The organism is Sphingopyxis sp. H053, from assembly GCF_001468225.1.
In the GTDB taxonomy this organism is placed as follows: Bacteria; Pseudomonadota; Alphaproteobacteria; order Sphingomonadales; family Sphingomonadaceae; genus Sphingopyxis.
The window spans coordinates 54,110-75,357 of sequence record NZ_LNRU01000017.1; the positions used below are offsets into that span (position 1 = coordinate 54,110).

Annotated in this window: 23 protein-coding genes; 17 read left to right on the top strand and 6 right to left on the bottom strand. The window is 64.5% G+C overall.

The features are described 5' to 3' along the window. The first annotated feature begins 56 nt into the window (after nucleotides 1-56). The 14 genes from ATE70_RS22815 to ATE70_RS22880 all read left to right on the top strand — a co-directional run bounded on the left by ATE70_RS22815 (nucleotide 57) and on the right by ATE70_RS22880 (nucleotide 13,229). Nucleotides 57-797, top strand: coding sequence for an SDR family oxidoreductase (locus ATE70_RS22815; protein WP_156416661.1), 741 nt, complete (start codon nucleotides 57-59; stop codon nucleotides 795-797). Nucleotides 798-934: 137 nt separating this feature from the next. Continuing rightward, on the top strand, nucleotides 935-2,926 hold the full coding sequence (locus ATE70_RS22820) for a conjugal transfer protein TraG (protein ID WP_058457582.1): 1,992 nt from the start codon (nucleotides 935-937) through the stop codon (nucleotides 2,924-2,926). Between the two features lie 7 nt (nucleotides 2,927-2,933). Continuing rightward, nucleotides 2,934-3,368: a ribbon-helix-helix protein, CopG family gene (locus ATE70_RS22825; protein ID WP_058457581.1), complete on the top strand. Its 435-nt coding sequence runs from the start codon at nucleotides 2,934-2,936 to the stop codon at nucleotides 3,366-3,368. A gap of 217 nt (nucleotides 3,369-3,585) precedes the next feature. After that, nucleotides 3,586-4,521 carry a P-type conjugative transfer ATPase TrbB gene (gene trbB, locus ATE70_RS22830; RefSeq protein WP_443026134.1) on the top strand — a complete coding sequence of 312 codons (936 nt, stop codon included), beginning with the start codon at nucleotides 3,586-3,588 and terminating at the stop codon, nucleotides 4,519-4,521. Beyond that, nucleotides 4,518-4,850 carry a TrbC/VirB2 family protein gene (locus tag ATE70_RS22835; protein WP_058457579.1) on the top strand — a complete coding sequence of 111 codons (333 nt, stop codon included), beginning with the start codon at nucleotides 4,518-4,520 and terminating at the stop codon, nucleotides 4,848-4,850. The genes trbB and ATE70_RS22835 overlap by 4 nt, the downstream gene beginning before the upstream one ends. Beyond that, nucleotides 4,850-5,131: a VirB3 family type IV secretion system protein gene (locus tag ATE70_RS22840; protein WP_058457578.1), complete on the top strand. Its 282-nt coding sequence runs from the start codon at nucleotides 4,850-4,852 to the stop codon at nucleotides 5,129-5,131. Before ATE70_RS22835 ends, ATE70_RS22840 begins: the two co-directional genes overlap by 1 nt. Nucleotides 5,132-5,139: 8 nt before the next feature. Further along, the gene (gene trbE / locus ATE70_RS22845) at nucleotides 5,140-7,578 is read left to right on the top strand and encodes a conjugal transfer protein TrbE (protein ID WP_058457577.1); all 2,439 of its coding nucleotides are present in this window, start codon (nucleotides 5,140-5,142) and stop codon (nucleotides 7,576-7,578) included. Continuing rightward, a complete protein-coding gene (trbJ, locus tag ATE70_RS22850) occupies nucleotides 7,575-8,339 on the top strand; it encodes a P-type conjugative transfer protein TrbJ (protein ID WP_054362438.1) in 765 nt (254 codons plus the stop codon). Before trbE ends, trbJ begins: the two co-directional genes overlap by 4 nt. 10 nt (nucleotides 8,340-8,349) lie before the next feature. After that, on the top strand, nucleotides 8,350-8,721 hold the full coding sequence (gene trbK-alt, locus ATE70_RS22855; protein WP_054362437.1) for a putative entry exclusion protein TrbK-alt: 372 nt from the start codon (nucleotides 8,350-8,352) through the stop codon (nucleotides 8,719-8,721). A 4-nt stretch (nucleotides 8,722-8,725) separates the two neighbouring features. Beyond that, nucleotides 8,726-10,081 carry a P-type conjugative transfer protein TrbL gene (gene trbL, locus ATE70_RS22860; RefSeq protein WP_054362436.1) on the top strand — a complete coding sequence of 452 codons (1,356 nt, stop codon included), beginning with the start codon at nucleotides 8,726-8,728 and terminating at the stop codon, nucleotides 10,079-10,081. Next, nucleotides 10,081-10,764: a conjugal transfer protein TrbF gene (trbF, locus tag ATE70_RS22865; RefSeq protein ID WP_054362435.1), complete on the top strand. Its 684-nt coding sequence runs from the start codon at nucleotides 10,081-10,083 to the stop codon at nucleotides 10,762-10,764. The genes trbL and trbF overlap by 1 nt, the downstream gene beginning before the upstream one ends. Further along, on the top strand, nucleotides 10,761-11,789 hold the full coding sequence (trbG, locus tag ATE70_RS22870; protein WP_196490233.1) for a P-type conjugative transfer protein TrbG: 1,029 nt from the start codon (nucleotides 10,761-10,763) through the stop codon (nucleotides 11,787-11,789). Before trbF ends, trbG begins: the two co-directional genes overlap by 4 nt. Nucleotides 11,790-11,860: 71 nt before the next feature. Next, nucleotides 11,861-12,994: a TrbI/VirB10 family protein gene (locus ATE70_RS22875; protein WP_196490234.1), complete on the top strand. Its 1,134-nt coding sequence runs from the start codon at nucleotides 11,861-11,863 to the stop codon at nucleotides 12,992-12,994. Nucleotide 12,995: 1 nt separating this feature from the next. Further along, the gene (locus ATE70_RS22880) at nucleotides 12,996-13,229 is read left to right on the top strand and encodes a DUF2274 domain-containing protein (protein WP_054362432.1); all 234 of its coding nucleotides are present in this window, start codon (nucleotides 12,996-12,998) and stop codon (nucleotides 13,227-13,229) included. Between the two features lie 35 nt (nucleotides 13,230-13,264). Here the strand turns inward: ATE70_RS22880 and cynS are convergent, their stop codons facing one another. The 6 genes from cynS to ATE70_RS22910 all read right to left on the bottom strand — a co-directional run bounded on the left by cynS (nucleotide 13,265) and on the right by ATE70_RS22910 (nucleotide 17,507). Next, nucleotides 13,265-13,750 carry a cyanase gene (cynS, locus tag ATE70_RS22885; protein ID WP_054362431.1) on the bottom strand — a complete coding sequence of 162 codons (486 nt, stop codon included), beginning with the start codon at nucleotides 13,748-13,750 and terminating at the stop codon, nucleotides 13,265-13,267. Nucleotides 13,751-13,839: 89 nt separating this feature from the next. Further along, nucleotides 13,840-14,538, bottom strand: coding sequence for a cysteine hydrolase family protein (locus ATE70_RS22890; RefSeq protein ID WP_054362430.1), 699 nt, complete (start codon nucleotides 14,536-14,538; stop codon nucleotides 13,840-13,842). 83 nt (nucleotides 14,539-14,621) lie between these two features. Beyond that, complete coding sequence (locus ATE70_RS22895; protein ID WP_054362429.1) at nucleotides 14,622-15,212, bottom strand: TetR/AcrR family transcriptional regulator; 591 nt, start codon at nucleotides 15,210-15,212, stop codon at nucleotides 14,622-14,624. Nucleotides 15,213-15,239: 27 nt separating this feature from the next. Continuing rightward, nucleotides 15,240-16,187 carry a LysR family transcriptional regulator gene (locus ATE70_RS22900; RefSeq protein WP_054362428.1) on the bottom strand — a complete coding sequence of 316 codons (948 nt, stop codon included), beginning with the start codon at nucleotides 16,185-16,187 and terminating at the stop codon, nucleotides 15,240-15,242. A gap of 161 nt (nucleotides 16,188-16,348) precedes the next feature. After that, on the bottom strand, nucleotides 16,349-17,182 hold the full coding sequence (locus ATE70_RS22905) for an SDR family oxidoreductase (RefSeq protein WP_231728248.1): 834 nt from the start codon (nucleotides 17,180-17,182) through the stop codon (nucleotides 16,349-16,351). Between the two features lies 1 nt (nucleotide 17,183). Further along, nucleotides 17,184-17,507, bottom strand: coding sequence for a methylase (locus ATE70_RS22910; RefSeq protein WP_230959444.1), 324 nt, complete (start codon nucleotides 17,505-17,507; stop codon nucleotides 17,184-17,186). Between the two features lie 133 nt (nucleotides 17,508-17,640). Here ATE70_RS22910 and ATE70_RS22915 point away from each other — a divergent pair, with 133 nt between their 5' ends. From ATE70_RS22915 to ATE70_RS22925, 3 genes are read left to right on the top strand one after another with little or no spacing between them, the layout of a single operon-like run. After that, the gene (locus ATE70_RS22915) at nucleotides 17,641-18,873 is read left to right on the top strand and encodes a site-specific integrase (RefSeq protein WP_007015824.1); all 1,233 of its coding nucleotides are present in this window, start codon (nucleotides 17,641-17,643) and stop codon (nucleotides 18,871-18,873) included. After that, entirely contained in the window at nucleotides 18,870-20,225 is a 1,356-nt protein-coding gene (locus tag ATE70_RS22920; protein ID WP_038575211.1) for a tyrosine-type recombinase/integrase, read from the top strand. The genes ATE70_RS22915 and ATE70_RS22920 overlap by 4 nt, the downstream gene beginning before the upstream one ends. Then, entirely contained in the window at nucleotides 20,222-21,226 is a 1,005-nt protein-coding gene (locus ATE70_RS22925) for a site-specific integrase (protein WP_009823939.1), read from the top strand. The genes ATE70_RS22920 and ATE70_RS22925 overlap by 4 nt, the downstream gene beginning before the upstream one ends. The last annotated feature ends 22 nt before the right edge of the window (nucleotides 21,227-21,248 follow it).

The following is a 21,248-nucleotide window of genomic DNA, read 5'->3' on the forward strand; positions in this document are numbered from 1 at the left end:
TGGTCTGCGTAGAACCACACCTAGTTATGCACTGATCGATCAAGAAAGGACTCTTCATGAGCAATGGATCAAGGACGGAACGCCGGACAGCGCTGGTGTTCGGCGGATCGCGTGGCATCGGCGCCGCCGCGGCATCGCGACTGGCCGCAGACGGATTCGCGGTGGCTCTGACCTATGTGTCGCGCCCGGACAAGGCGGCAGAGGTCGTCTCCGCCATCGAGGCGGCGGGAGGGACGGCGCTCTCGATAAGGGCTGACAGTGCCGATCCAACGGCGATCCGAGCTGCCACGGCGCAAACCGCGGAGGCTCTTGGACAGATCGACGTCGTCGTCGTCAATGCCGGGATCATTCGGATAGCAACGGTGGACGCCTTCACTTTGGAGGATCTCGACCTGATGCTGGCCGTCAATGTTCGGGGCGTTTTCCTCGCCATCCAAGCTGCCGCCAGCCACATGCGCGACGGAGGTCGTATCATTACGATCGGCAGCAACACTGCAGTCCGCACAGGCACACCGGGCGCCAGCGTTTATGCCATGACCAAGGCGGCTGTCGCATCGATGGCAAAGGGCGTTGCCCTCGATCTCGCTCCGCGTGGAATCACCGTCAACAACATCCAGCCTGGTCCGACCGAGACGGACATGACGGCGGGGATGATTCCACAATTGCGAGAGATGATTCCCCTTCGCCGGGTTGGACAGCCGGCGGAGATTGCGGGCCTCATATCGTACCTTGCGAGCGATCAGGCTGGTTATATGACGGGCGCCAGCCTGACTATCGATGGCGGGTTCGTGCTGTGAACGTTGATCGCACGTATTGGCGGTCGAAGACCGGTAATTTCTCGCTACCTTGCGCTACAGTACGACATGATGACGACACGTATTGAATAGCGCCGCAGCTCTTCACCAATTTGCGAAAATGCAATTGGTGAGCGTCGATGTCTGCTACGAAAATACTCTGGGGTCAGATCCTCACCGTCTTCGCGATCGTCCTGCTGACGACCTGGGCCGCCACACAATGGACGGCCTGGAAGCTCGGCTTCCAACCGCAGCTCGGCCCGGCCTGGTTCATGCTCGGCGACTGGCCGGTCTACTATCCCTGGTCCTTCTTCCCGTGGTGGTATTTCTATGATGCGTATGCGCCCCCGATCTTCGTCGAGGGCGCCTATATCGCCGCCTCCGGAGGGTTCATCTCGATCGCGGTTGCGATCGGCATGTCGGTCTGGCGGGCGCGTGAGGCGAAGAACGCCGAGACCTTCGGCTCGGCTCGCTGGGCCCGCGCCGACGAGGTGCGCGGCGCCGGTCTGCTCGGCGAGGATGGCGTGGTGCTCGGCAAGTTCGACCACGCCTATCTGAGGCATGACGGGCCCGAGCATGTGCTGTGCTTCGCCCCGACCAGATCGGGCAAGGGCGTCGGCCTGGTCGTGCCCTCGCTGCTGACCTGGCCGGGCTCGGCCATCGTCCACGACATCAAGGGCGAGAACTGGACGCTCACCGCCGGCTTCCGCGCCCGCCACGGTCGGGTGCTGCTCTTTGATCCGACCAACGCGAAATCGGCCGCCTACAATCCGCTGCTCGAGGTGCGCCGCGGCGAATGGGAAGTGCGCGACGTCCAGAACATCGCCGACATTTTGGTCGATCCGGAAGGCTCGCTCGAAAAGCGAAACCACTGGGAGAAGACCAGCCATGCGCTGCTGGTCGGCGCCATCCTGCACGTCCTCTATGCCGAGGAGGACAAGACGCTCGCCGGCGTCGCCGCCTTTCTCTCCGATCCGAAGCGGCCGATCGAGTCGACGCTGGCGGCGATGATGAAGACGGCCCATCTCGGCGAAGCCGGTCCGCACCCGGTCATCGCGTCGGCGGCCCGCGAGCTGCTGAACAAATCAGACAATGAGCGGTCGGGCGTGCTGTCGACCGCCATGTCGTTTCTCGGGCTGTACCGGGACCCCGTGGTGGCGGAGGTGACGCGCCGCTGCGACTGGCGCATCGCAGACATCGTCGGCGCCAAGCATCCGACCAGCCTCTACCTCGTCGTGCCGCCATCCGACATCGCCAGGACGAAGCCACTCATCCGCCTGATCCTGAACCAGATCGGCCGGCGCCTGACCGAGGACTTGCACGCTAAGGGCAACCGGCATCGGCTGCTCCTCATGCTCGACGAATTCCCGGCGCTCGGGCGACTGGACTTCTTTGAATCCGCGCTGGCCTTCATGGCCGGCTACGGCCTGAAGGCATTCCTGATCGCGCAGTCGCTCAACCAGATCGAAAAGGCATATGGGCCGAACAATTCGATCCTCGACAACTGCCATGTGCGCGTCAGCTTCGCCACCAACGACGAGCGGACCGCGAAAAGGGTCAGCGATGCGCTCGGCACGGCGACCGAAATGCGGGCCATGCGCAACTATGCCGGCCATCGGCTGTCGCCCTGGCTCGGCCACTTGATGGTGTCGCGCTCGGAAACGGCGCGACCGCTCCTGACCCCCGGCGAGGTGATGCAGCTCCCGCCGGCCGACGAGATCGTCATGGTCGCGGGCACGCCGCCGATCCGCGCGAAGAAGGCCCGCTATTTCGAGGACCGACGCTTCAAGGAGCGGATCGTCGCGCCACCGACGCTCGCCAAGTCGAACCGACCCAGCTCCGACGATTGGACCAGGCTGCCGGTTCCGGCCCGCCCAGTCGCCGCGCTCGCCGGGGCCGACGCGGCGGCCGACGCTGGCGACGAAGATCCGACCGGCTCCGAGCGACGCCATCAGCCCGAGCTGAACCGCGCAGCGCCCGTCGAGAAGAAGGCGCCGATCGACAATGAATTCGAGGTGGGGCTCGATGACGACGCCGACGAGGATGCCGCTCGGATCAGCCGCGCCAACCAGGTGATGCAGGGCGTCGCGCGTCAGGTCTCGCTCGACCCGAACGACGGCATGGAGCTGTGAGACGCCCATGGCCGATCCGTCGAAGAAACAGCGCCTGTCGGTCTATCTCGAACCCGAGGTGATGAAGGCGCTCGTCGCCCATGCCGCACGCCGCGATCAATCGCGCTCTTTGGTCGCCGAGGCAGCGATCGCGTCCTTCCTGTCGCCGGACGCGGCCGAGCGGCAGGAAGCGGCGACCACCAAACGCCTCGACCAGCTCGACCGCCGCATGACCCGCATGGAGCGCGACATGGGGATTTCGGTCGAGATGCTGGCGGTGTTCGTGCGCTTCTGGCTGACCTCGAACCCGCCGCTGCCCGAACCGGCCCAGGCCGCCGCCCGGGCACAGGCTGGAGAACGCTACGACGCCTTCGTCGCTGCGCTCGGCCGCCGACTCGCCAAGGGGCCAAAGCTCCGTCAGGAGATTTCGGAGGACATCGAGCCCGCGCGCGACGCGCAATAAGCAGCGATTGCGGCAACTCAAGTAATCGGCAGTTCCTCCGTTTCCCTGTCTCTGCACGCTACACTGCTACTACGCCCTGACACCTGTTGCCGAGGGCCGATTTCCGGTTCTCTTACTCATCCCCGATCCAGGGGCGGCCTGACGCGGTCCCGCAAAGAACGGGGACAACGTGGCCGATTCGCACCAGAAATCTGAAGCGATACTTCGAGGCGCCCGCATGCTGCGGACGGCCCTTGGCCCCGCCATCGCCGGATTCCTGAGCGACGCCAGCGTCGTCGAGGTGATGCTCAACCCCGACGGCCGCCTCTGGATCGACCGGCTTTCGGAGGGGCTGTCGGACACCGGCGAGACGCTGTCGCCGGAGGACGGCGAGCGGATCGTGCGCCTGGTCGCGCACCATGTCGGCGCCGAGGTTCATATCGGCAATCCGCGTGTCTCGGCCGAGCTGCCGGAAACGGGGGAGCGGTTCGAGGGCCTGCTGCCGCCCGTCGTGGCGGCCCCGGCCTTCGCCATCCGCAAGCCGGCGGTCGCCGTCTTCACGCTGCAGGATTACGTCGCCGCCGGCATCATGTCCCCCGTGCAGGCCGAGATCCTGCGTCAGGCCGTCGCCGACCGCCGCAATATCCTGGTCGCCGGGGGCACCTCGACCGGAAAGACCACGCTCACCAACGCGCTGCTCGCCGAGGTCGCCAAGACCTCGGATCGCGTCGTCCTGATCGAGGACACCCGCGAGCTGCAATGCGCCGCGCCGAACCTCGTCGCCATGCGGACCAAGGACGGCGTCGCGACGCTGTCCGACCTCGTGCGCTCCTCGCTGCGCCTGCGGCCTGACCGCATCCCGATCGGCGAGGTACGCGGCGCCGAGGCTCTCGACCTGCTCAAGGCCTGGGGCACCGGCCATCCGGGTGGTGTCGGGACGATTCACGCCGGCACCGCGCTCGGCGCGCTGCGGCGCCTCGAACAGCTCATCCAGGAAGCTGTCGTCACCGTCCCGCGCGCGCTGATCGCCGAGACGATCGACCTCGTCGCCGTCCTCTCCGGACGCGGCTCGAACCGACGTCTCGCCGAACTCGGCCGCGTCGAGGGGCTCGGACCCAGCGGCGACTACCGCGTCACCCCCGCAACCCAGCCCCCCGAAGGAGACCCCTCATGATCCGTCACGTCCTGCGCATTCAGCGCCACATCCGCACGTTCGCGGCCGTCGCGTTCGTCAGCCTCGCGCTGGCGCCCGCCGCCCACGCGTCCGGCTCCTCGATGCCGTGGGAGGCCCCACTGCAATCGATCCTCGAATCCATCGAGGGACCGGTCGCCAAGATCCTCGCCGTCATCGTCATCATCGTCACCGGCCTGACGCTGGCCTTCGGCGATACGTCCGGCGGTTTCCGGCGCCTGATCCAGATCGTCTTCGGTCTGTCGATCGCCTTCGCGGCCAGTTCGTTCTTCCTCAGCTTCTTCAGCTTCGGCGGCGGAGCGCTCGTCTGATGGCCGGACCGATCGAGAGCGGCGGCGACGTGCCTGGCTTCACCGTTCCGGTTCACCGCGCCTTGACCGAGCACATCCTGCTCGGCGGCGCACCCCGGAGCATCGCCATCCTCAATGGCACGCTCGCCGCAGCCCTCGGTCTCGGCCTGCGCCTCTGGCTGGTCGGCCTTGCGGTCTGGGCCGTCGGCCACTTTGCCGCTGTGTGGGCGGCCAAGCGCGACCCGCAGTTCGTCGACGTCGGACGTCGGCACCTGCGCATCCCCGGCCATCTCGGAGTCTGAGGCCCGCCATGATGAACCTCGCCGAATATCGCCGCACCTCGACCCGCCTTGCGGATTTCCTGCCCTGGGCGGCGCTTGTCGCCCCCGGCGTCGTCCTCAACAAGGACGGTTCGTTCCAGCGCTCGGCGCGCTTCCGTGGTCCCGACCTCGATTCCGCCGTGCAGGCCGAGCTGGTCGCCGTCGCCGGCCGCCTCAACAGCGCCTTCCGCCGCCTCGGCAGCGGATGGGCAATCTTCGTCGAGGCACAGCGCCATGCCGTCGGCGCCTATCCCGCGAGCCGGTTTCCGGATGCCGCATCCGCTCTGGTCGATGCCGAGCGCAAGGCGGATTTCGAGGAGGACGCGGCCCACTACGAGTCCAGCTATTTCATCACCTTCGCCTACCTGCCGCCGGCCGAGGACGCCGCGCGCGCCGAAAGCTGGCTCTACGAGGGCAAGGCCGATCGCGGCGTCGACCCGTGGGAGGCGCTGCGCGGCTTCGTCGACCGCACCGACCGCATCCTGCAGCTCGTCGAAGCCTTCATGCCGGAATGCGCCTGGCTCGATGACGTCGAGACGCTGACCTACCTGCACTCGACCGTATCGACCAAGCGCCACCGCGTTCGCGTGCCCGAGACGCCGATGTATCTCGATGCCCTGGTCGCCGATCAGCCGCTGACCGGCGGGCTCGAACCGCGGCTCGGCGAAGCGCATCTGCGTATCCTGACCATCGTCGGGTTCCCGACCGTCACGACGCCAGGGCTCCTGGACGAGTTGAACCGCCTCGCATTCCCATACCGTTGGTCGACCCGGGCGATCCTGCTCGACAAGACCGACGCCACCAGGCTCGTCACGAAAATCCGACGGCAGTGGTTCTCGAAGCGCAAGTCGATCGCCGCGATCCTCAAGGAGGTGATGACCAACGAGGCCTCGACGCTCGTCGACACCGACGCCGCCAACAAGGCCGCCGACGCCGACCTGGCGCTGCAAGAGCTGGGCGCGGATTTCGCAGGCCAGGCCCATGTCACCGCCACGATCGCCGTCTGGGACAACGATCCCCGCATCGCGGCGGAAAAACTCAGGCTCGTCGAGAAGGTCATCCAAGGCCGCGACTTCACCGCGATGCCCGAAGGCATCAACGCCGCCGACGCCTGGCTCGGCTCGCTGCCCGGCCACGTCTACGCCAACGTCCGCCAACCTCCCATCAGCACATTGAACCTTGCCCACATGATCCCGCTATCAGCGGTGTGGGCGGGTCCGGAACGGGATGACCATCTCGGTGCGCCCCCCTTGCTGTTTGGCAAGACCGAGGGAAGCACCCCGTTCCGGTTTTCCATCCATGTCGGCGACGTCGGCCACACGCTGGTCGTCGGCCCGACCGGCGCCGGCAAGTCGGTGCTGCTCGCGCTCATGGCGCTGCAGTTCCGCCGCTACCGCCAAGCACAGGTCTTTGCCTTCGACTTCGGCGGTTCGATCCGCGCCGCCGCCATCGCTATGGGCGGCGACTGGCACGATCTTGGCGGCGGGCTTACCGAAGGCTCGGCCGACAGCGTCTCGCTCCAGCCGCTCGCCCGCATCGACGAGACCCCGGAACGGGCATGGGCTGCCGATTGGATCATCGCAATCCTAGCACGAGAAAGCGTCGCGATCACACCGGACGTCAAGGAGCTGATCTGGACGGCGCTCACGTCGCTCGCCTCGGCGCCGGTCGCCGAGCGCACGATCACCGGGCTGGCGGTGCTGCTCCAGTCGAACGACCTGAAGCAGGCGCTCAGACCCTATTGCGTCGGCGGGCCTTATGGCCGGTTGCTCGACGCCGAGAGCGAACATCTCGGCAGCGCCACGGTGCAAGCGTTCGAGACCGAAGGCCTCATCGGGACCGATGCGGCCCCGGCGGTCCTCGCTTATCTCTTCCATCGCATCGAGGACCGGCTGAACGGCGAGCCGACGCTCATCATCGTCGACGAAGGCTGGCTCGCGCTCGACGATGAGGGCTTCGCCGGCCAGCTCCGCGAGTGGCTGAAAACGCTCAGAAAGAAGAACGCCAGCGTCGTTTTCGCCACGCAGTCGCTTTCCGACATCGACGGCTCGGCGATCGCGCCAGCCATCATCGAAAGCTGCCAGACCCGGCTGCTACTGCCGAACGAGCGCGCGATCGAACCGCAGATCACGGCGATATATCAGCGCTTCGGGCTCAATTCGCGCCAGATCGAGATCCTCGCGCGGGCGATGCCCAAGCGCGACTACTACTGCCAGTCCCGCCGAGGCAATCGCCTGTTCGAGCTGGGCCTGTCCGACGTCGCGCTGGCGCTCTGCGCCGCCTCGTCGAAGACCGACCAGGCCGCCATAGACCGCATCGTCACCGAGCATGGCCGCAAGGGATTCCTCGCCGCCTGGCTGCGGCTGCGCGGCGCGACATGGGCGGTCGACCTCATTCCCGACCTCACCAACCTGGAGAGCCTGCCATGAAACTGCGCATTCCCCGCGCGGCGATCACCGCCGCCGTCCTCGCCATCCCTTTGTCTGCGTCGCCGGTGCTAGTCGCGCCGGCCTCGGCGCAATGGATCGTCTACGACCCGACGAACTACGTTCAAAACGTCCTGACGGCGGCGCGTTCGCTGGAGCAGATCAACAACCAGATCACCTCGCTCCAGAACCAGGCCACCTCGCTGATCAACCAGGCCCGCAACCTCGCGAGCCTGCCGTTCTCCTCGCTGCAACAGCTCCAGCAATCGGTCCAGCGCACCCAACAGCTTCTGCAGCAGGCGCAGCGCATCGCCTACGATGTCCAGAACATCGATCAGGCGTTCCGCACCAATTACGGGGCCGGAAGCGCCTCGATGAGCGCGTCCAATCAGCAGCTCATCGCCCAGGCGAAAGAGCGCTGGAACAACACCGTTTCCGGCCTTCAGGACGCCATGCGCGTCCAGGCCGGCGTGGTCGGCAACATCGACACCAACCGCACCCAGATGTCGGCGCTGGTCGGCCAGAGCCAGGGCGCCACCGGCGCGCTGCAGGCCACCCAGGCGGGCAACCAGCTTCTCGCACTCCAGGCCCAGCAGCTCGCGGACCTGACCGCCGTCGTCTCGGCGAACGGCCGTTCCCAGGCGCTCGCCGAAGCCGAGCGGTCGGCGGCCGCCGAACAGGGCCGCGAGCAGCGCCGCCGTTTCCTGACGCCGGGCTCGGGCTACCAGCCCGGCAACGCGCAGATGTTCCAGAACGGCAACTGAGGGCGCGACGATGGACGGAAAGATCCTCGCGCGCATCGGCGCCATCTTCTTCGTGACCTTCGCCGTCACCGCCACCGCCATCGAACTCGCCCGCAAGGACGAGCCGCCGATCTACCGCAGCATCGCGGTGCCCGCGGAAGCGGCGGCCGATCCGCTGAAGGCAAAGCTGCGCCGCTGCCAGCGGCTCGGCGAGGCCGGCACCAGCGACAGCGAGTGCCTGCAGACCTGGGCGGAGAACCGCGACCGCTTCCTCACGCCGTCGCAGCCGGCGCCGCAGGCGCCCGGTCCGCAGGACATCCCGCAGAATCCGCCGGTCACGCGCGAGCCCATCGTCAAGGAGCCCGTGCCGGCCGTCGACTCCCACACGAACGAGGCGCGCTGAGATCATGGGCGGCACCGGCGTCATCGACCACTTCCTGGAAGTTTTCACCCGCTACATCGACGGCGGCTTCGGGCTTCTCTCCGGCGAAGTTGCGTTCATCGCCACGACGTTGATCGTGATCGACGTCACGCTCGCCGCGCTGTTCTGGAGCTGGGGCGCCGACGAAGACATCATGGCGCGCCTGGTGAAGAAGACGCTGTTCGTCGGCGTCTTTGCCTACCTCATCGGCAATTGGAACAACCTGGCCCGCATCATCTTCGAGAGCTTTGCTGGCCTCGGCCTGAAAGCCTCCGGCACCGGTTTCACCGTCGCCGACATGATGCGGCCCGGCCGCGTCGCCCAGACCGGCCTCGATGCCGGCCGGCCACTGCTCGATTCCATATCCGATCTCATGGGTTACTGGAGTTTCTTCGAGAACTTCATCCAGATCGCGGTGATGCTGCTCGCCTGGGCGCTGGTGCTGTTGGCCTTCTTCATTTTGGCCATCCAGCTCTTCGTGACGTTGATCGAATTCAAGCTCACCACGCTGGCGGGCTTCGTGCTCATCCCGTTCGGGCTGTTCGGCAAGAGCGCCTTCATGGCCGAGCGTGTGCTTGGCAACGTCATCTCCTCAGGTATCAAGGTGCTCGTCCTCGGCGTCATCATCGGCATCGGGTCGAGCCTGTTTTCCGAATTCACCGCCGGCTTCGGCGGGGCAACACCCACCATCGATCAGGCCATGGCCATCGTGCTCGCGGCGCTGACGCTGCTCGGTCTTGGCATCTTCGGTCCGGGCATCGCCAACGGTCTCGTCTCTGGCGGACCCCAGCTCGGCGCGGGCGCCGCCATCGGAACCGGCCTAGCCGCGGGCGGCATGGTCGCCGCAGGCGCCGCCACGGTTGGAGCGGTGGCGTCCGGAGGAGCCGCGCTGGCAGGAGGCGCGGCCGCCGCCGCTCGCGGGGGCGCCGCCCTCGCGGGCGGCGCTTCCACCGCCTACAGCCTGGGCGCCGCAGGGCAGTCGGGCGCCTCAGGTGTGGCCAGTGGCCTGGGCGGCGTCGCCCGGGCCGCCGGTTCCGCTGCAACATCGCCGCTCCGCCGCGCCGCTGAACGCTCGACCGAAAGCATGCGCTCCAGTTTCTCGGAGGGCGCCAAGTCCGCCTTCGAGGCGACCGGCGGCTCCTCGACCATGGGCACCATCGGCGGCGGCTCAGACGAGGCCGCGCCCGCCGCCGGCAATTCAAACACGCCGCCCGCCTGGGCCCAGCGCATGAAACGCTCCCAGCAGATGAGCCACGCCGTTTCCACCACCGTCCATGCCGTCCGCAGCGGCGACAGCCATGGCGGCGGCTCTTCCATCAACCTCTCTGAAAGCGACCGCTGATGTTCCGAAGACCCTCTACGCATTACGGAAAGGCTCCCGAGCCCGAGACCCCTTATCAGCGCGCCGCCCAGGTTTGGGACGACCGTATCGGCTCGGCCCGCGTCCAGGCGAGGAACTGGCGCTATATGGCCTTCGGATCGCTGTTCCTCAGCGCCGGCTTCGCCGCTGCGCTGGTCTGGCAGTCAGCTCGGGGAACCGTCGTGCCATGGGTGGTGCAGACAGACCGGCTCGGCCAGGCGCAAGCGATTGCGCCTGCGACCGCCGACTACCAGCCGACCGATCCGCAGATCGCCTTCCACCTGGCGCGCTTCATCGAGCAGGTCCGCTCGATCCCAGCCGACGCGATCATCGTCCGCCAGAACTGGCTACGCGCCTACGACTTCACGACAGATCGCGGCGCGGCCGCACTCAACGATTACGCGCGCTCGAACGATCCCTTCACCAAGGTCGGCCGCCAGCAGATCGCCGTCGATGTCTCGAGCGTCATCCGTGCGTCGCCGGACTCGTTCCGCGTCGCTTGGACGGAGCGCCGGTATGAGAACGGCCAGCTCGCCGACACCACGCGCTGGACCGCGATCCTCACGATCGTCGTCCAGATTCCCCGCAATGCCGACCGGCTGCGGGCCAATCCCTTGGGGATCTACGTCAACGCAATCTCATGGTCACGGGAGCTGGGGCAATGACAAAGCCGTATTTCCGTAAAGCCGGAAGGCCGGCTTTGCGCATTCAGACATTTGCGGCTTTGCTGCTGTCGGCGACGGCGCTCGCCGGCTGCGCCACCGCGACGCCGCCGCCGGAAATCAGCTACGACGACGCTCCGGCCGCCGTGCAGACCGTCGATCCTCCCGCGCCGGTCCGGGTCGTCGAGCTGCCGCGACCGCTGCCGCTGCCCGGTCAGATGAAGCCGGTCGAGGAATCGCGCCGCGCTCCGGAGCCGGCCGATCCCACCGCGCGCGTCAACCAGGCCAACGCCGCCGCCCGTATTCAGCCGGTGCGCGACGGCTTCATCAACTCGATGCAGGTCTATCCCTTCACGCAAGGGGCGCTCTATCAGGTCTACACCGCCGTCGGGCAGATCACCGACATTGCGCTCCAACCCGGCGAGCAGCTCGTCGGCTCAGGGCCGGTCGCGGCCGGCGATACGGTCCGCTGGATTATCGGCGACACGCAGAGCGGCGCCGGCGCGACGCTGCAGGTCCATATCCTCGTCAAGCCGACGCGCGCGGATCTGATGACCAACCTGGTCATCAACACCAATCTACGCACCTACCATATGGAGCTGCGCTCGACCGAGCGGACCTATATGGCCTCGGTCTCGTGGCAGTATCCGCAGGACCAGCTCATCGCGCTCCGCAGGCAGAATGCCGAGGCGCAGGCCACCCAGCCGGTGGCCACCGGCGTCGATCTCGCACGGCTGAACTTCCGCTACGAGGTGACCGGCGACCGTGCTGCATGGCGGCCGCTGCGGGCCTATGACGACGGCCGGCAAGTCTTCATCGAATTCCCACGCGGCGTCGGCCAGGGCGAGATGCCGCCGCTGTTCGTCGTCGGCCCGGAGGGCAAGACGTCGGAGCTGGTCAACTATCGCGTCCGCACCAACTACATGATCGTCGACCGGCTGTTCGCCGCCGCCGAGCTGCGGTTCGGCTCCGGCGACAATCAGAAGCGTGTCCGGATCACCCGCACCGACGGGAGGCCGGCGTCGTGAGCGAAGACCGGAACGAGGGAGAGGATGCGGCCGCGCCGCTGACCGGATCGGCGCCCGAAGCGGCAGCGCCGATGCGGCTGCGCGCGGATGCGCCGCGCGTGACGCGGCTGTCGCGCAAGGTGCTCGCCGGGCTCGGCCTGGTCGCCAGCCTCGGGATCGGCGGTGCGCTGGTCTATGCGCTCCAGACTCGCAACGGCGGCCGGGCGCCGGAGGAGCTTTATTCAACCGACAACCGCAACACGGCGGATGGCCTCCAGGGCCTGCCGCGCGACTATAGCAGCGTGCCGCAGCTCGGCCCGCCGCTGCCGGGCGACCTCGGCCGGCCGATCGTCAGCGCCCAGAACCGCGGCCAGCCCGTGCCCAATCCCGGCGTCGCCGCTCCGCAGCCCGGCCTCAGCGCCGAGGAGCAGCGCCGGCTCCAGGAGATCGAGACCGCCCGCACCAGCCGTCTGTTCGCGGCGGCGGAGGCGCGCAATGCCGCGCCGGTCACGGCGAACACGCCGAACCAGGCGCCACCGGACCTCGCCAGCCTCGGGCTCGCGCCGCCGCCGGCAACGCCGAGCGCCCAAGATCGGCAGCAGGCCTTTCTCAACGCGCCGGTCGACCGACGCACTGTTGCGGCCGACCGCATCGCCGCGCCGGCCTCTCCGAATATCCTTCAAGCCGGCGCCGTCATCTCGGCCGCTCTCATCACCGGCGTTCGATCGGACCTTCCGGGCCAGATCACCGCCCAGGTCACCGAGAACATTTATGACAGCCCGACAGGCCGGATCCTCCTGATCCCGCAGGGCACGCGCGTGATCGGCCAGTATGACAACAACGTCCAGTTCGGGCAGAGCCGCGTCCTGCTCGTGTGGAATCGGCTGATCTTTCCGAACGGCCGCAGCATCGTGCTGGAGCGCCAGCCCGGCGCCGACGCCGAGGGCTATGCCGGCCTGCAGGACGGCGTCGACTATCACTGGTGGGATCTCGCCAAGGCCGCCGGTCTCTCGACGCTCCTGAGCGTCGGCGCCGAACTGGCCACCAATGATGACGACCGGCTGATCCAGGCGATCCGCAACGGCGGCCAAGACACGATCAACGACGCAGGCCAGCAGATCATCCGGCGGCAGCTCAACATCGCCCCGACGCTCACCATCCGACCCGGATTCCCGGTCCGGGTGATCGTAACCCGTGATCTTATTCTCGAGCCCTACGGAGGCTGATGTGACCAAGTTGAAACTCGGCATGATAGCCGACGACAAGCCCGTGAAGGTGACGGCGGAATTACCGGCGACGGTCTATCGGGATCTTGTCGCTTACGCTGAGGTTCACGGCCGCGAGACCGGCCAGCCGGTCGCCGATCCAACACGTCTGATTGCGCCTATGATCGAACGCTTCATCGCGACCGATCGCGGCTTCGCCAAGGCACGTCGCGCGCGGCACGTTACTTCCTCTTGATCGTCGGCAGGGCCCAAGGGAGCCCCGGCGAACGATCATTCGGGTTCCTTATAGCCATATTCGGGAATGCCTTGCTCGCTTCCGTAGTAGCGATAGGGAAGAAACTTGCCCGACATTCCGATCTTCACTCGATCACCTTTTGGATTCGGCTCACGCTCGAACGTGATGTCGAAATCGATTGCGGACATAATGCCGTCGCCGAACTCGTCCTCGATGAGTGCCTTCCACGCGGGGCCGTTGACCATCACCATTTCATAGAAGCGATATATCAGGGGGTCCGTCGGCGGCATGGGCATGCCTCGATATGGCACCTCGTTCAGCATACGCTCTTCTGCCTCCGACAGGCCGAACAGCGCCGCAGCCTTCTTCGCGAGCGGTTTGATCAGCTTCATCTGCCCGAGCAAAGCGCCGATGATCAGCACCTCGGACACACCACCGATCTCTCCGGTGATGTGTTTCCACGACCAGCCTCGCTCGCGCTTGATGTCCAATATCTTTTCGGTCAGTTCCTCACGCCTCATCGATCCGTTCTCCTTCTTTGATGATCGCTAACGGGATGCGGTCCCGGCAATGCCGGGACCACAGGGACATGTGCGCAGGTGCGGGCGTCTCAGCCCTTCAGTTGTGAGACGGTTTCCGCGGTCGTCCAAAGGCCGTGCGCGAGGAACCGGAAATTCACCAGGGCGGCGAGGTAGCCGTCGCCCTCCGGAACGCGAGGGCCGGCTGTCGCATCGCGAACGACCACCACTTCGAAGCCCTGTTCGATCAGTTCCCGCAAATGCGCTTCAATGCACAGATTGGCGGCCATGCCGGCCAGGATGACTTGTGACACACCTTGTTTGCGCAGTTGGAGAATGAGGTCGTTCGTCTCGGGGCCGTAGACCTTGTGCGGCGAGGCAATGATGGTTTTGCCGTCGTGGATGTACTTTTTGTAGTCTTCGAGGAAATCCGCGCCCGATCCCTCGAATTCCTCCACGGTAAACTGGCCTTTGCGACCAAACATGTTGATCGCATGCATGGTCTTTTCCAGTGGACCGCCAAACTGCCAATGATGGTCACATGGATAGTAGAAGTGGGGCGAGATGGCGACGGTGATATCCGCTGCCTTCGCGGCTTCGAACAGTTGGCCGATGTGCGACACGGTGTTGTTCTCGACAACGCTCTCGCCGAAGAACGGCCAGCTCACACCGCTGGGATGTAAGAAGTCGTTCTGCGGATCGATCACCACGAGGGCAGCTCGCTTCAGGTCGAGCTGAAACGTGCTTTTTGGAAGCACCGGATTTTCGGGATCTGCGTAGAGTTCAGTCATGATCTTCTCCTTTCAGAAGAGGAAGGCGCCATCTGCTGGCGACGTATTAAAGTGACTGGTCGTCTATTAATACGACACGATTTTCACGCGAGGAGCCGAGGCAGGGCAACAGTGCCAAATCGCCTCAGAGCTCTTCCGCTTTGCTCGACCTTGGCCACCATCACCGCGCCCTCGAAGGCCTCGATGAGCGTCGCCGCAAGGTCCTGGGGTTCGCGCGCGAGGGGAAGCTCTCCCGCTTCGCTCGCGGCCGACAGGCACTTTGCAAGGGCGGCTGTCCAAGTCCTCAGGAGAGCTTTCAGCTTTGATCGTGCAATCGAGCTCTGCGCCGCAAGCTCAAGCGCGAGATTGCCGATCAGACAGCCAAACGTGAATTTCTGTCGCTCATGATACTCAATCAACTCCGAAAAGTGTCTCTCGACGCGCTTTAACGGGCTAACGAAATCGTCTTCCAGGATGGACACGTAATTGGATTCGATTGCGCGCCAGTATTCATCGAGTATCGCTGCCGCGAACGCATCCTTGCTTTCGAAGTAATTGTAAAACGATCCCTTCGGAACTCCGGCAGCGGCAGTAATATCCTGCACGCCACAGCCGTTGAAGCCAAGGCGATGGATGATTTCTGCGCCTTTTTCGATGAGGCGCGAACGAACTTCTGGATTCGGTGGACGTGGCATGACGTTAATAAATGACCAGTCATCTCGTTATGTCAACCGTTGAATGGCCTCTAGGACCGTTGAGGACCGCCGCTGGTGCGTTTTTGCGATCGATGCGCTAAGGTCCAGCAGACGCTTAAGCGCGGGATTGACGTTGTTTGTCGACCAAACAACGCTTGAGTTGAACACCTCGCCCCCTTCGGCAAGCGGAACGAAGATGACCGCGGGATAGGAGGCGCCCTGAGTGGAGGTCGCAGCCAAGGTCACGCCGAATCCCATGCCCACCATGTTGAGGAGGTTCTCGCGGCCAACCCGCTGCACCGAGATCCGCGGATGAAAACCCAAACCGGAAAGCTGCCGCACGATGATCGCCTCGACCTCAGGCCCGTGAACGTCCGCTGCGACAAGGAATGTCTCGTCGCGGAGATCCTCCCAATTGACGCCGACGCGTGCCGCCATGGAATGGTGCTTTGAAACTGCGACGTATAGAGGTTCACCCCAGAGATGCATCGCCTGGCAACCGGGAAGACGCGGCTCGCCGGGAATGAATGCCGCGTCGAGCCGACCGCTTAGCACGCCGGCGGCAGTCGCCTGCGCCGTCGCCTCTTCGATCTTTATATCGATGTTCGGAAACCGGAAATGGAACGCCTCGAGCACGTCGGCCAAGAAACCGCTGGCGAGCGAGGCCATCAGCCCGATTTTCAACTCCCCAATCTGGCCTCGTTTCTCCATGCTTAGGCTGCTGACAGCTTGGCGAATGTGTTCAGCGCCAAATGCAGCCTCCCGTATGAAGCGCTCGCCGGCTGGCGTCGGCCGCACTCCGCTCCTGCTGCGTTCGAAGAGCGGCACGCCCACCCTGCGTTCGAGCAACTGAATTCGACGGCTGACCGTCGACTGCGAGAGATTCATCGCATCGGCCGCACGGCGGAAACTTCCGTGTTCCGCAACCAGAATCGCGTAGCGGAGAAAGCGGAGGTCAAGAGCCAAGTCAGGCATGTCCCCCTCCGCCTGCCCGCCGATGCAGTGGCCGGCCGACGCTCAGCCGCGACCTGCGCAACAGGGAATGACTGCGCATTTCCGCCGCCGCGAACCGCGGGACGGCGCCAATTATGCGGCTACGATGCTCGTGGAGAAGCGACACTCGCATAGAGAAAACACTACTCAGAAAGATCAGGCCCGAACATCGCCCGCATCTGTGCCAAATAATGTTCCTCCGAGGTCATCCATCGCAATTGTGCGAACAACGCGGTATCGGGGCCCGCCGGAAAGCGCAGCCGATCGCCCTCCTCCGTCGCAGCAGCGAAAACAGCCTCGGAGACTTCGCTCACACTCGTGAACGCGGTTGGATAGTCTTGCAACTTGGCGAAATAGCGTTGCGCAAAGGCGTCGTATGGCGGTGGTGTCAGTCCCTCAATGCGATTGGCGCTGTTCGTTCTGAAATTGGTCGTTGGTGCAAGGCCTGGTTCTACGATCCGCGCCCGGATGCCAACCAGGCCCAATTCATACGAAAGCGCCTCAGTGAACCCTTCAACAGCACACTTGCTGGCCGTATACACGGCAACGAACGGCATCGGGGCGATCGCCGTGCTGGAGGTCACATTGATTATCACACCACCCGCATGCTGGCGCATATGCGGGATTGCCGCTCGGCAGACCGCCATCACCCCGAAAGTGTTTGTTTCAAACATCTCCCGAATTACGGTGTCAGGCGTAAACTCGAACGCGGAAAGCAAGCCGATGCCCGCGTTGTTGACCAGCACATCAATCCGTCCAAAGGCGGCGACGGCATCGGCGAGAGCCTTAGAAATGCTTTCAGCGCTGGTCACATCCAGCGGCAGGACTTTCAGCCGGTCCCCGGGCTTGTCGAACACGCTTTCGTCAGGCGCCCGCATTGTCGCAACGACGTTCCAACCTTGATCGAGAAAGAGCTGTGCGGTCGCCTTCCCATAGCCTGAGGAAGTTCCGGTAATCAGTATAATGTGGAGCTCCACATTAGACATATTCGCGTGGCGACAGGTCGATTTCGAGGTCTGCCCGCTCGTCGGGGCTGAGCTCCCCGAGGCGACGGTTGAGGATCGATTCCGCGGTCGTGACGAGCTGCAGCACCACCGATTTGCCATCGGCGAGGTGTTCCTCGACCGCGGCGATGACGGTCGGCATCTTCAGGCTGAGAAGGACCTGGCCGAAGAAGCGCTGCTTGGTCGACTCGAAGCGCGAGCGGGCGGACGCCTTGGCGCCGCTGTTGAGCGTCGCGTTCTCGAGGGAGTCGACGACGGCGGTCAGCTCCAGCGCCTGTTCCATGTTGCGGTGGATGATGCCTTATCGCGAGGAAGCGGTAATGCGGAGGAGCGCGGCGTAACCGGCGAATTCCCATGATAGTGTGCGCAGTTGCTGCGCATTATATTGGTTGCGAACCTCGGCGGTCCCTGGACCAGCTGAGGAGGCAATCATGTTGAAGTTGCATGACGAGTTGATCACCGAACTCTCGAATTCGCTCACCACACAGAATTACAATCCCGTGGTCGTGGCGAACCACCGTCTCTACGCCCGCGCGTTTCTCGATTATCTGGCCGAGTGCGATATACAGGTCGAGACTGTGACGCCGCAGCAGGTCGATCAGTATTTTGGCTATGCGGTTCAGGATTTTGAGATCCAGTACGGTCGGCCTCCCAGTGCGCGTTGGCACATGTTGCCCCGCACCGCGATCGCCAAGCTCCTCCGGCTTGCTCAAGGCAATTGGCCCCCGGACGCAGAAATGATCGGTCCCGATGACGAGCATCGACATGAAATTTGCCGCGAATACGAGGCATGGCTGCGCGAGGAGCGCGGTTTGGCAAGCGCGTCCATTGCGGCGCTGATGTGGGAGGCGCGAAACTTCCTGCGATGGCAGTTCGACCGGGCCGGTGCCGCCAGCCTCGAAACGTTGAGCATCGTGGACATCGATCTCTACATGGACATGCGCGCGCCTGGTTTACGGCGCAAATCATTGGCCGATGTCGCTGAGCGTCTCCGTTCGGTGGTTCGCCATCTGCATCGGACGGGTCGCATCCCGACCGATCTGACGCCACACATCATCGGCCCCATGCTCTATGCCTACGAAGATGTGCCGTCGACGCTGGAAAGGAGCCAAATCGCCGCGGTTCTGGCGACAACGCAGGAGGACAGATCGCCACGCGGACTACGCGATTATGCGATACTTCAGCTGCTTGCCACGTATGGGCTGCGCGAAGGTGAGATATGCCGCCTTCGGCTCGATGACGTGGACTGGCGCGCAGAATCCCTCCGGATCTGCCACACCAAGACCAACGCGTACTCGTACATGCCGCTAATGGTGACTGTTGGTGAAGCGCTGCTGGATTATCTGCGCCTTGGGCGGCCCCAGGTTGAAGTGCGGGAAATCTTCGTCCGATCCTGCGCACCCTATATCGCAATGACGAACCTGTACGGCATGATCCGCGGTCGGTTGGCCGCCGCAGGCGTAGTGCCAGCAGGAAAGCGGGGGCCGCATGTCTTCCGCCACGCACGTGCGGTCGAAATGCTGCGGGCATCGGTCCCGCAAAAGATCATCGGCGACGTGCTCGGGCATCGATCCACCGAATCCACCAATACTTATCTCAAACTGGCAACAGATGATCTCCGAGCCGTGGCACTCGAGGTGCCTGGAATGGAGGTGCTGTCATGAGCGCCTGGCACGATCCCGATCGCACCGTCGTCGACGCCTTCCTGGTAAAATCGCAGTTCCGGCCGGGAAGCGTACCGACATATCGCTGGTTCCTTTGCACCTTCGAAGATGTTGCCCGCCGGCATCCGGCGGTGGACCGGCAGATGCTCGACGCCTGGCTGAAGGAGATGCAAAAACGTTGGCGATTGTCGACTCTGCTCAATCAGGTCTGCATTGTCGACCGCTTCCTCGACCACCTCGTCGAAATCGGGCTGATCGCCGACAACCCTGTTGCTGCACTTCGCCGTCGGTACAACGTCAAGCAAAGCAAGCCGATCTGGCGGGCCTTGGCTTCCCCGAATTCCGACGAAGCCTTGGCCGCGTTACGACGGCCTGCGCCCTTCGGCAGCGTGCTGGGTGACTTCATGCAAGACCATGTCATGCTGATGCGCAGCCGGGGATATCAATATGAAGCGCAGGCTCACTGGCTGCTGCGGTTCGATCGGTTCCTTCAGGCCCGTCCCGACCTCGCGGAGCAACCACTTGAGGCAATGATTGCGAGCTGGGCGGCTGCCAAGCCGACCCGCAACCACGCGGCTGAATGCCAGAAGCTGGCGCGCATCCTGACCAAGGCGCGGTTCCGCCTCGATCCGACTATCCCGCCAAAGCGCTTCAATCCCCGGCCAGAGCGGGAAGTAGCGCGGGAGCATCGGCGACCGCATATCTTCAGCCCGGCTGACGTTCGGCGTATGCTCGATACCGCCCGGACTTATCCGTCGCCGGACGCTCCGCTGCGGCCGTTGACCCTCTACACCATGATCATGCTGGCCTATTGTGCCGGGCTACGGCGAAGCGAGCTGGCATGGCTCGATCTTGGTGACGTGGACCTGCAATCGGGCACGATCACGATCCGGGAAACGAAGTTCTACAAGACCAGGATCTTGCCGCTATCCGACAGTGTCGCGGTCGAACTGCGCGCGTACATCGATGCGAGGCGGCGCGCTGGCGGCCCACAGAACCCGAAATCAGGGCTGTTCTGGCATGCCCACTTAAATGACCGCTACAGGCCCGAGGCGGTTACGACAATGATTACCAACGTCATGCGCCGTGCTGGGCTCAAGCCCGCTTCGGGCCGGACCGGGCCGCGGGTCCATGACCTTCGTCACTCGATGGTGGTGAACCGCATCCTCCAGTGGTACCGGTCCGGCATTAACCCTCAGGAAAAACTGCACTTCCTCTCGACCTACATGGGGCACCGGGATCTCCACTCCACGCTGGTCTACATCACCGTCACGCAGGATCTGTTGCAGGAAGCCAGTGAACGGTTCCGCGCGCTCGGCGCCCCGTGCCTTGTCACGGAGGCGCGGCCATGAGGAAAGGCAATCCATTGCCCGCGTTGTTGCGGGCGTTCTTCCAGGAGTGGCTGGCCGAGCAGCGCAGCGCGTCAATCCACACGATCCGCTCTTATCGCGACACCTGGCGGCTGCTGCTTCGGTTCGTCGCGGAGCGAAAAGGCTGCGGGGTCGCGCGGCTGACGCTCACCGACGTCTCGGCCGGCGAGGTGCGCGCGTTCCTTCATCATACCGAGCATGGCCGCAAGACCACGATCGGCACGCGGAACTGCCGACTGGCCGCCATCCGCAGCTTCTTCAGCTTCGTGGCGGACAAGAATCCGGAATACATCGCGCAGTGCTCAGAGGTCCTGGCTGTTCCGTTGAAGCGGGAGCCCACCTCCGCGCCGTGCTACCTCGAGCCCGAGGAGGTCGAGGCCATCCTCGCCCAGCCCAACCGATCGACACTCGAAGGGCTGCGCGACCATGTACTGCTCTCGTTCCTCTATAACAGTGGCGCGCGAATCCAAGAGGCGCTTGACCTCTGTCCCGAAGCAATCCGGTTCGATGCACCGAACTTCGTGCGTCTTTACGGCAAGGGGCGCAAGGAACGCATCTGCCCGCTCTGGCCAGAAACCGTGGCATTGCTCAGGAAGCTACTGGAGCGACAGCCGCGTGCGCCCGATGAGCGGATCTTCGTCAATCGATACGGTGAACCGCTAGGGGCGTCAGGGGTGCGGTTCAAGCTCAACGCCTACGTGGAACAAGCCGCGAAATCGACGCTGACCCTCCAGTCAAAACACGTTACGCCTCACAGCTTCCGGCACGCGACAGCCGTCCACCTCGTTGCCGCCGGGGTCGATATCACCGTCATCCGCAGTTGGCTCGGGCACGTCAGTCTCGATACGACCAATCACTATGCTCAGGCCAATCTGGAGACCAAACGAAAGGCGCTGGAACAGGTTGGCGCCCCGGCGGCGAGCAACGTGCCACCTTCGTGGAAGCGAGATGCCAATCTGATGGGATGGCTCGACACCCTATAGAATAATGTGAAGGACGTGGCGA

What these genes read in the sequence shown, in the direction of transcription:
- ATE70_RS22840 (WP_058457578.1), top strand. Translation starts at nt 4,850, where the DNA reads ATGGCCGGACCGATCGAGAGCGGCGGCGACGTGCCTGGCTTCACCGTT.
- ATE70_RS22875 (WP_196490234.1), top strand. Translation starts at nt 11,861, where the DNA reads ATGCGGCTGCGCGCGGATGCGCCGCGCGTGACGCGGCTGTCGCGCAAG.
- ATE70_RS22900 (WP_054362428.1), bottom strand. Translation starts at nt 16,187, where the DNA reads ATGCCTGACTTGGCTCTTGACCTCCGCTTTCTCCGCTACGCGATTCTG.
- trbK-alt (WP_054362437.1), top strand. Translation starts at nt 8,350, where the DNA reads ATGGACGGAAAGATCCTCGCGCGCATCGGCGCCATCTTCTTCGTGACC.
- ATE70_RS22825 (WP_058457581.1), top strand. Translation starts at nt 2,934, where the DNA reads ATGGCCGATCCGTCGAAGAAACAGCGCCTGTCGGTCTATCTCGAACCC.
- ATE70_RS22920 (WP_038575211.1), top strand. Translation starts at nt 18,870, where the DNA reads ATGAGCGCCTGGCACGATCCCGATCGCACCGTCGTCGACGCCTTCCTG.
- trbG (WP_196490233.1), top strand. Translation starts at nt 10,761, where the DNA reads ATGACAAAGCCGTATTTCCGTAAAGCCGGAAGGCCGGCTTTGCGCATT.
- cynS (WP_054362431.1), bottom strand. Translation starts at nt 13,750, where the DNA reads ATGAGGCGTGAGGAACTGACCGAAAAGATATTGGACATCAAGCGCGAG.
- trbB (WP_443026134.1), top strand. Translation starts at nt 3,586, where the DNA reads ATGCTGCGGACGGCCCTTGGCCCCGCCATCGCCGGATTCCTGAGCGAC.
- ATE70_RS22820 (WP_058457582.1), top strand. Translation starts at nt 935, where the DNA reads ATGTCTGCTACGAAAATACTCTGGGGTCAGATCCTCACCGTCTTCGCG.
- ATE70_RS22815 (WP_156416661.1), top strand. Translation starts at nt 57, where the DNA reads ATGAGCAATGGATCAAGGACGGAACGCCGGACAGCGCTGGTGTTCGGC.
- ATE70_RS22925 (WP_009823939.1), top strand. Translation starts at nt 20,222, where the DNA reads ATGAGGAAAGGCAATCCATTGCCCGCGTTGTTGCGGGCGTTCTTCCAG.
- ATE70_RS22915 (WP_007015824.1), top strand. Translation starts at nt 17,641, where the DNA reads ATGTTGAAGTTGCATGACGAGTTGATCACCGAACTCTCGAATTCGCTC.
- ATE70_RS22835 (WP_058457579.1), top strand. Translation starts at nt 4,518, where the DNA reads ATGATCCGTCACGTCCTGCGCATTCAGCGCCACATCCGCACGTTCGCG.
- ATE70_RS22890 (WP_054362430.1), bottom strand. Translation starts at nt 14,538, where the DNA reads ATGACTGAACTCTACGCAGATCCCGAAAATCCGGTGCTTCCAAAAAGC.
- ATE70_RS22895 (WP_054362429.1), bottom strand. Translation starts at nt 15,212, where the DNA reads ATGCCACGTCCACCGAATCCAGAAGTTCGTTCGCGCCTCATCGAAAAA.
- trbL (WP_054362436.1), top strand. Translation starts at nt 8,726, where the DNA reads ATGGGCGGCACCGGCGTCATCGACCACTTCCTGGAAGTTTTCACCCGC.
- trbE (WP_058457577.1), top strand. Translation starts at nt 5,140, where the DNA reads ATGATGAACCTCGCCGAATATCGCCGCACCTCGACCCGCCTTGCGGAT.
- trbF (WP_054362435.1), top strand. Translation starts at nt 10,081, where the DNA reads ATGTTCCGAAGACCCTCTACGCATTACGGAAAGGCTCCCGAGCCCGAG.
- trbJ (WP_054362438.1), top strand. Translation starts at nt 7,575, where the DNA reads ATGAAACTGCGCATTCCCCGCGCGGCGATCACCGCCGCCGTCCTCGCC.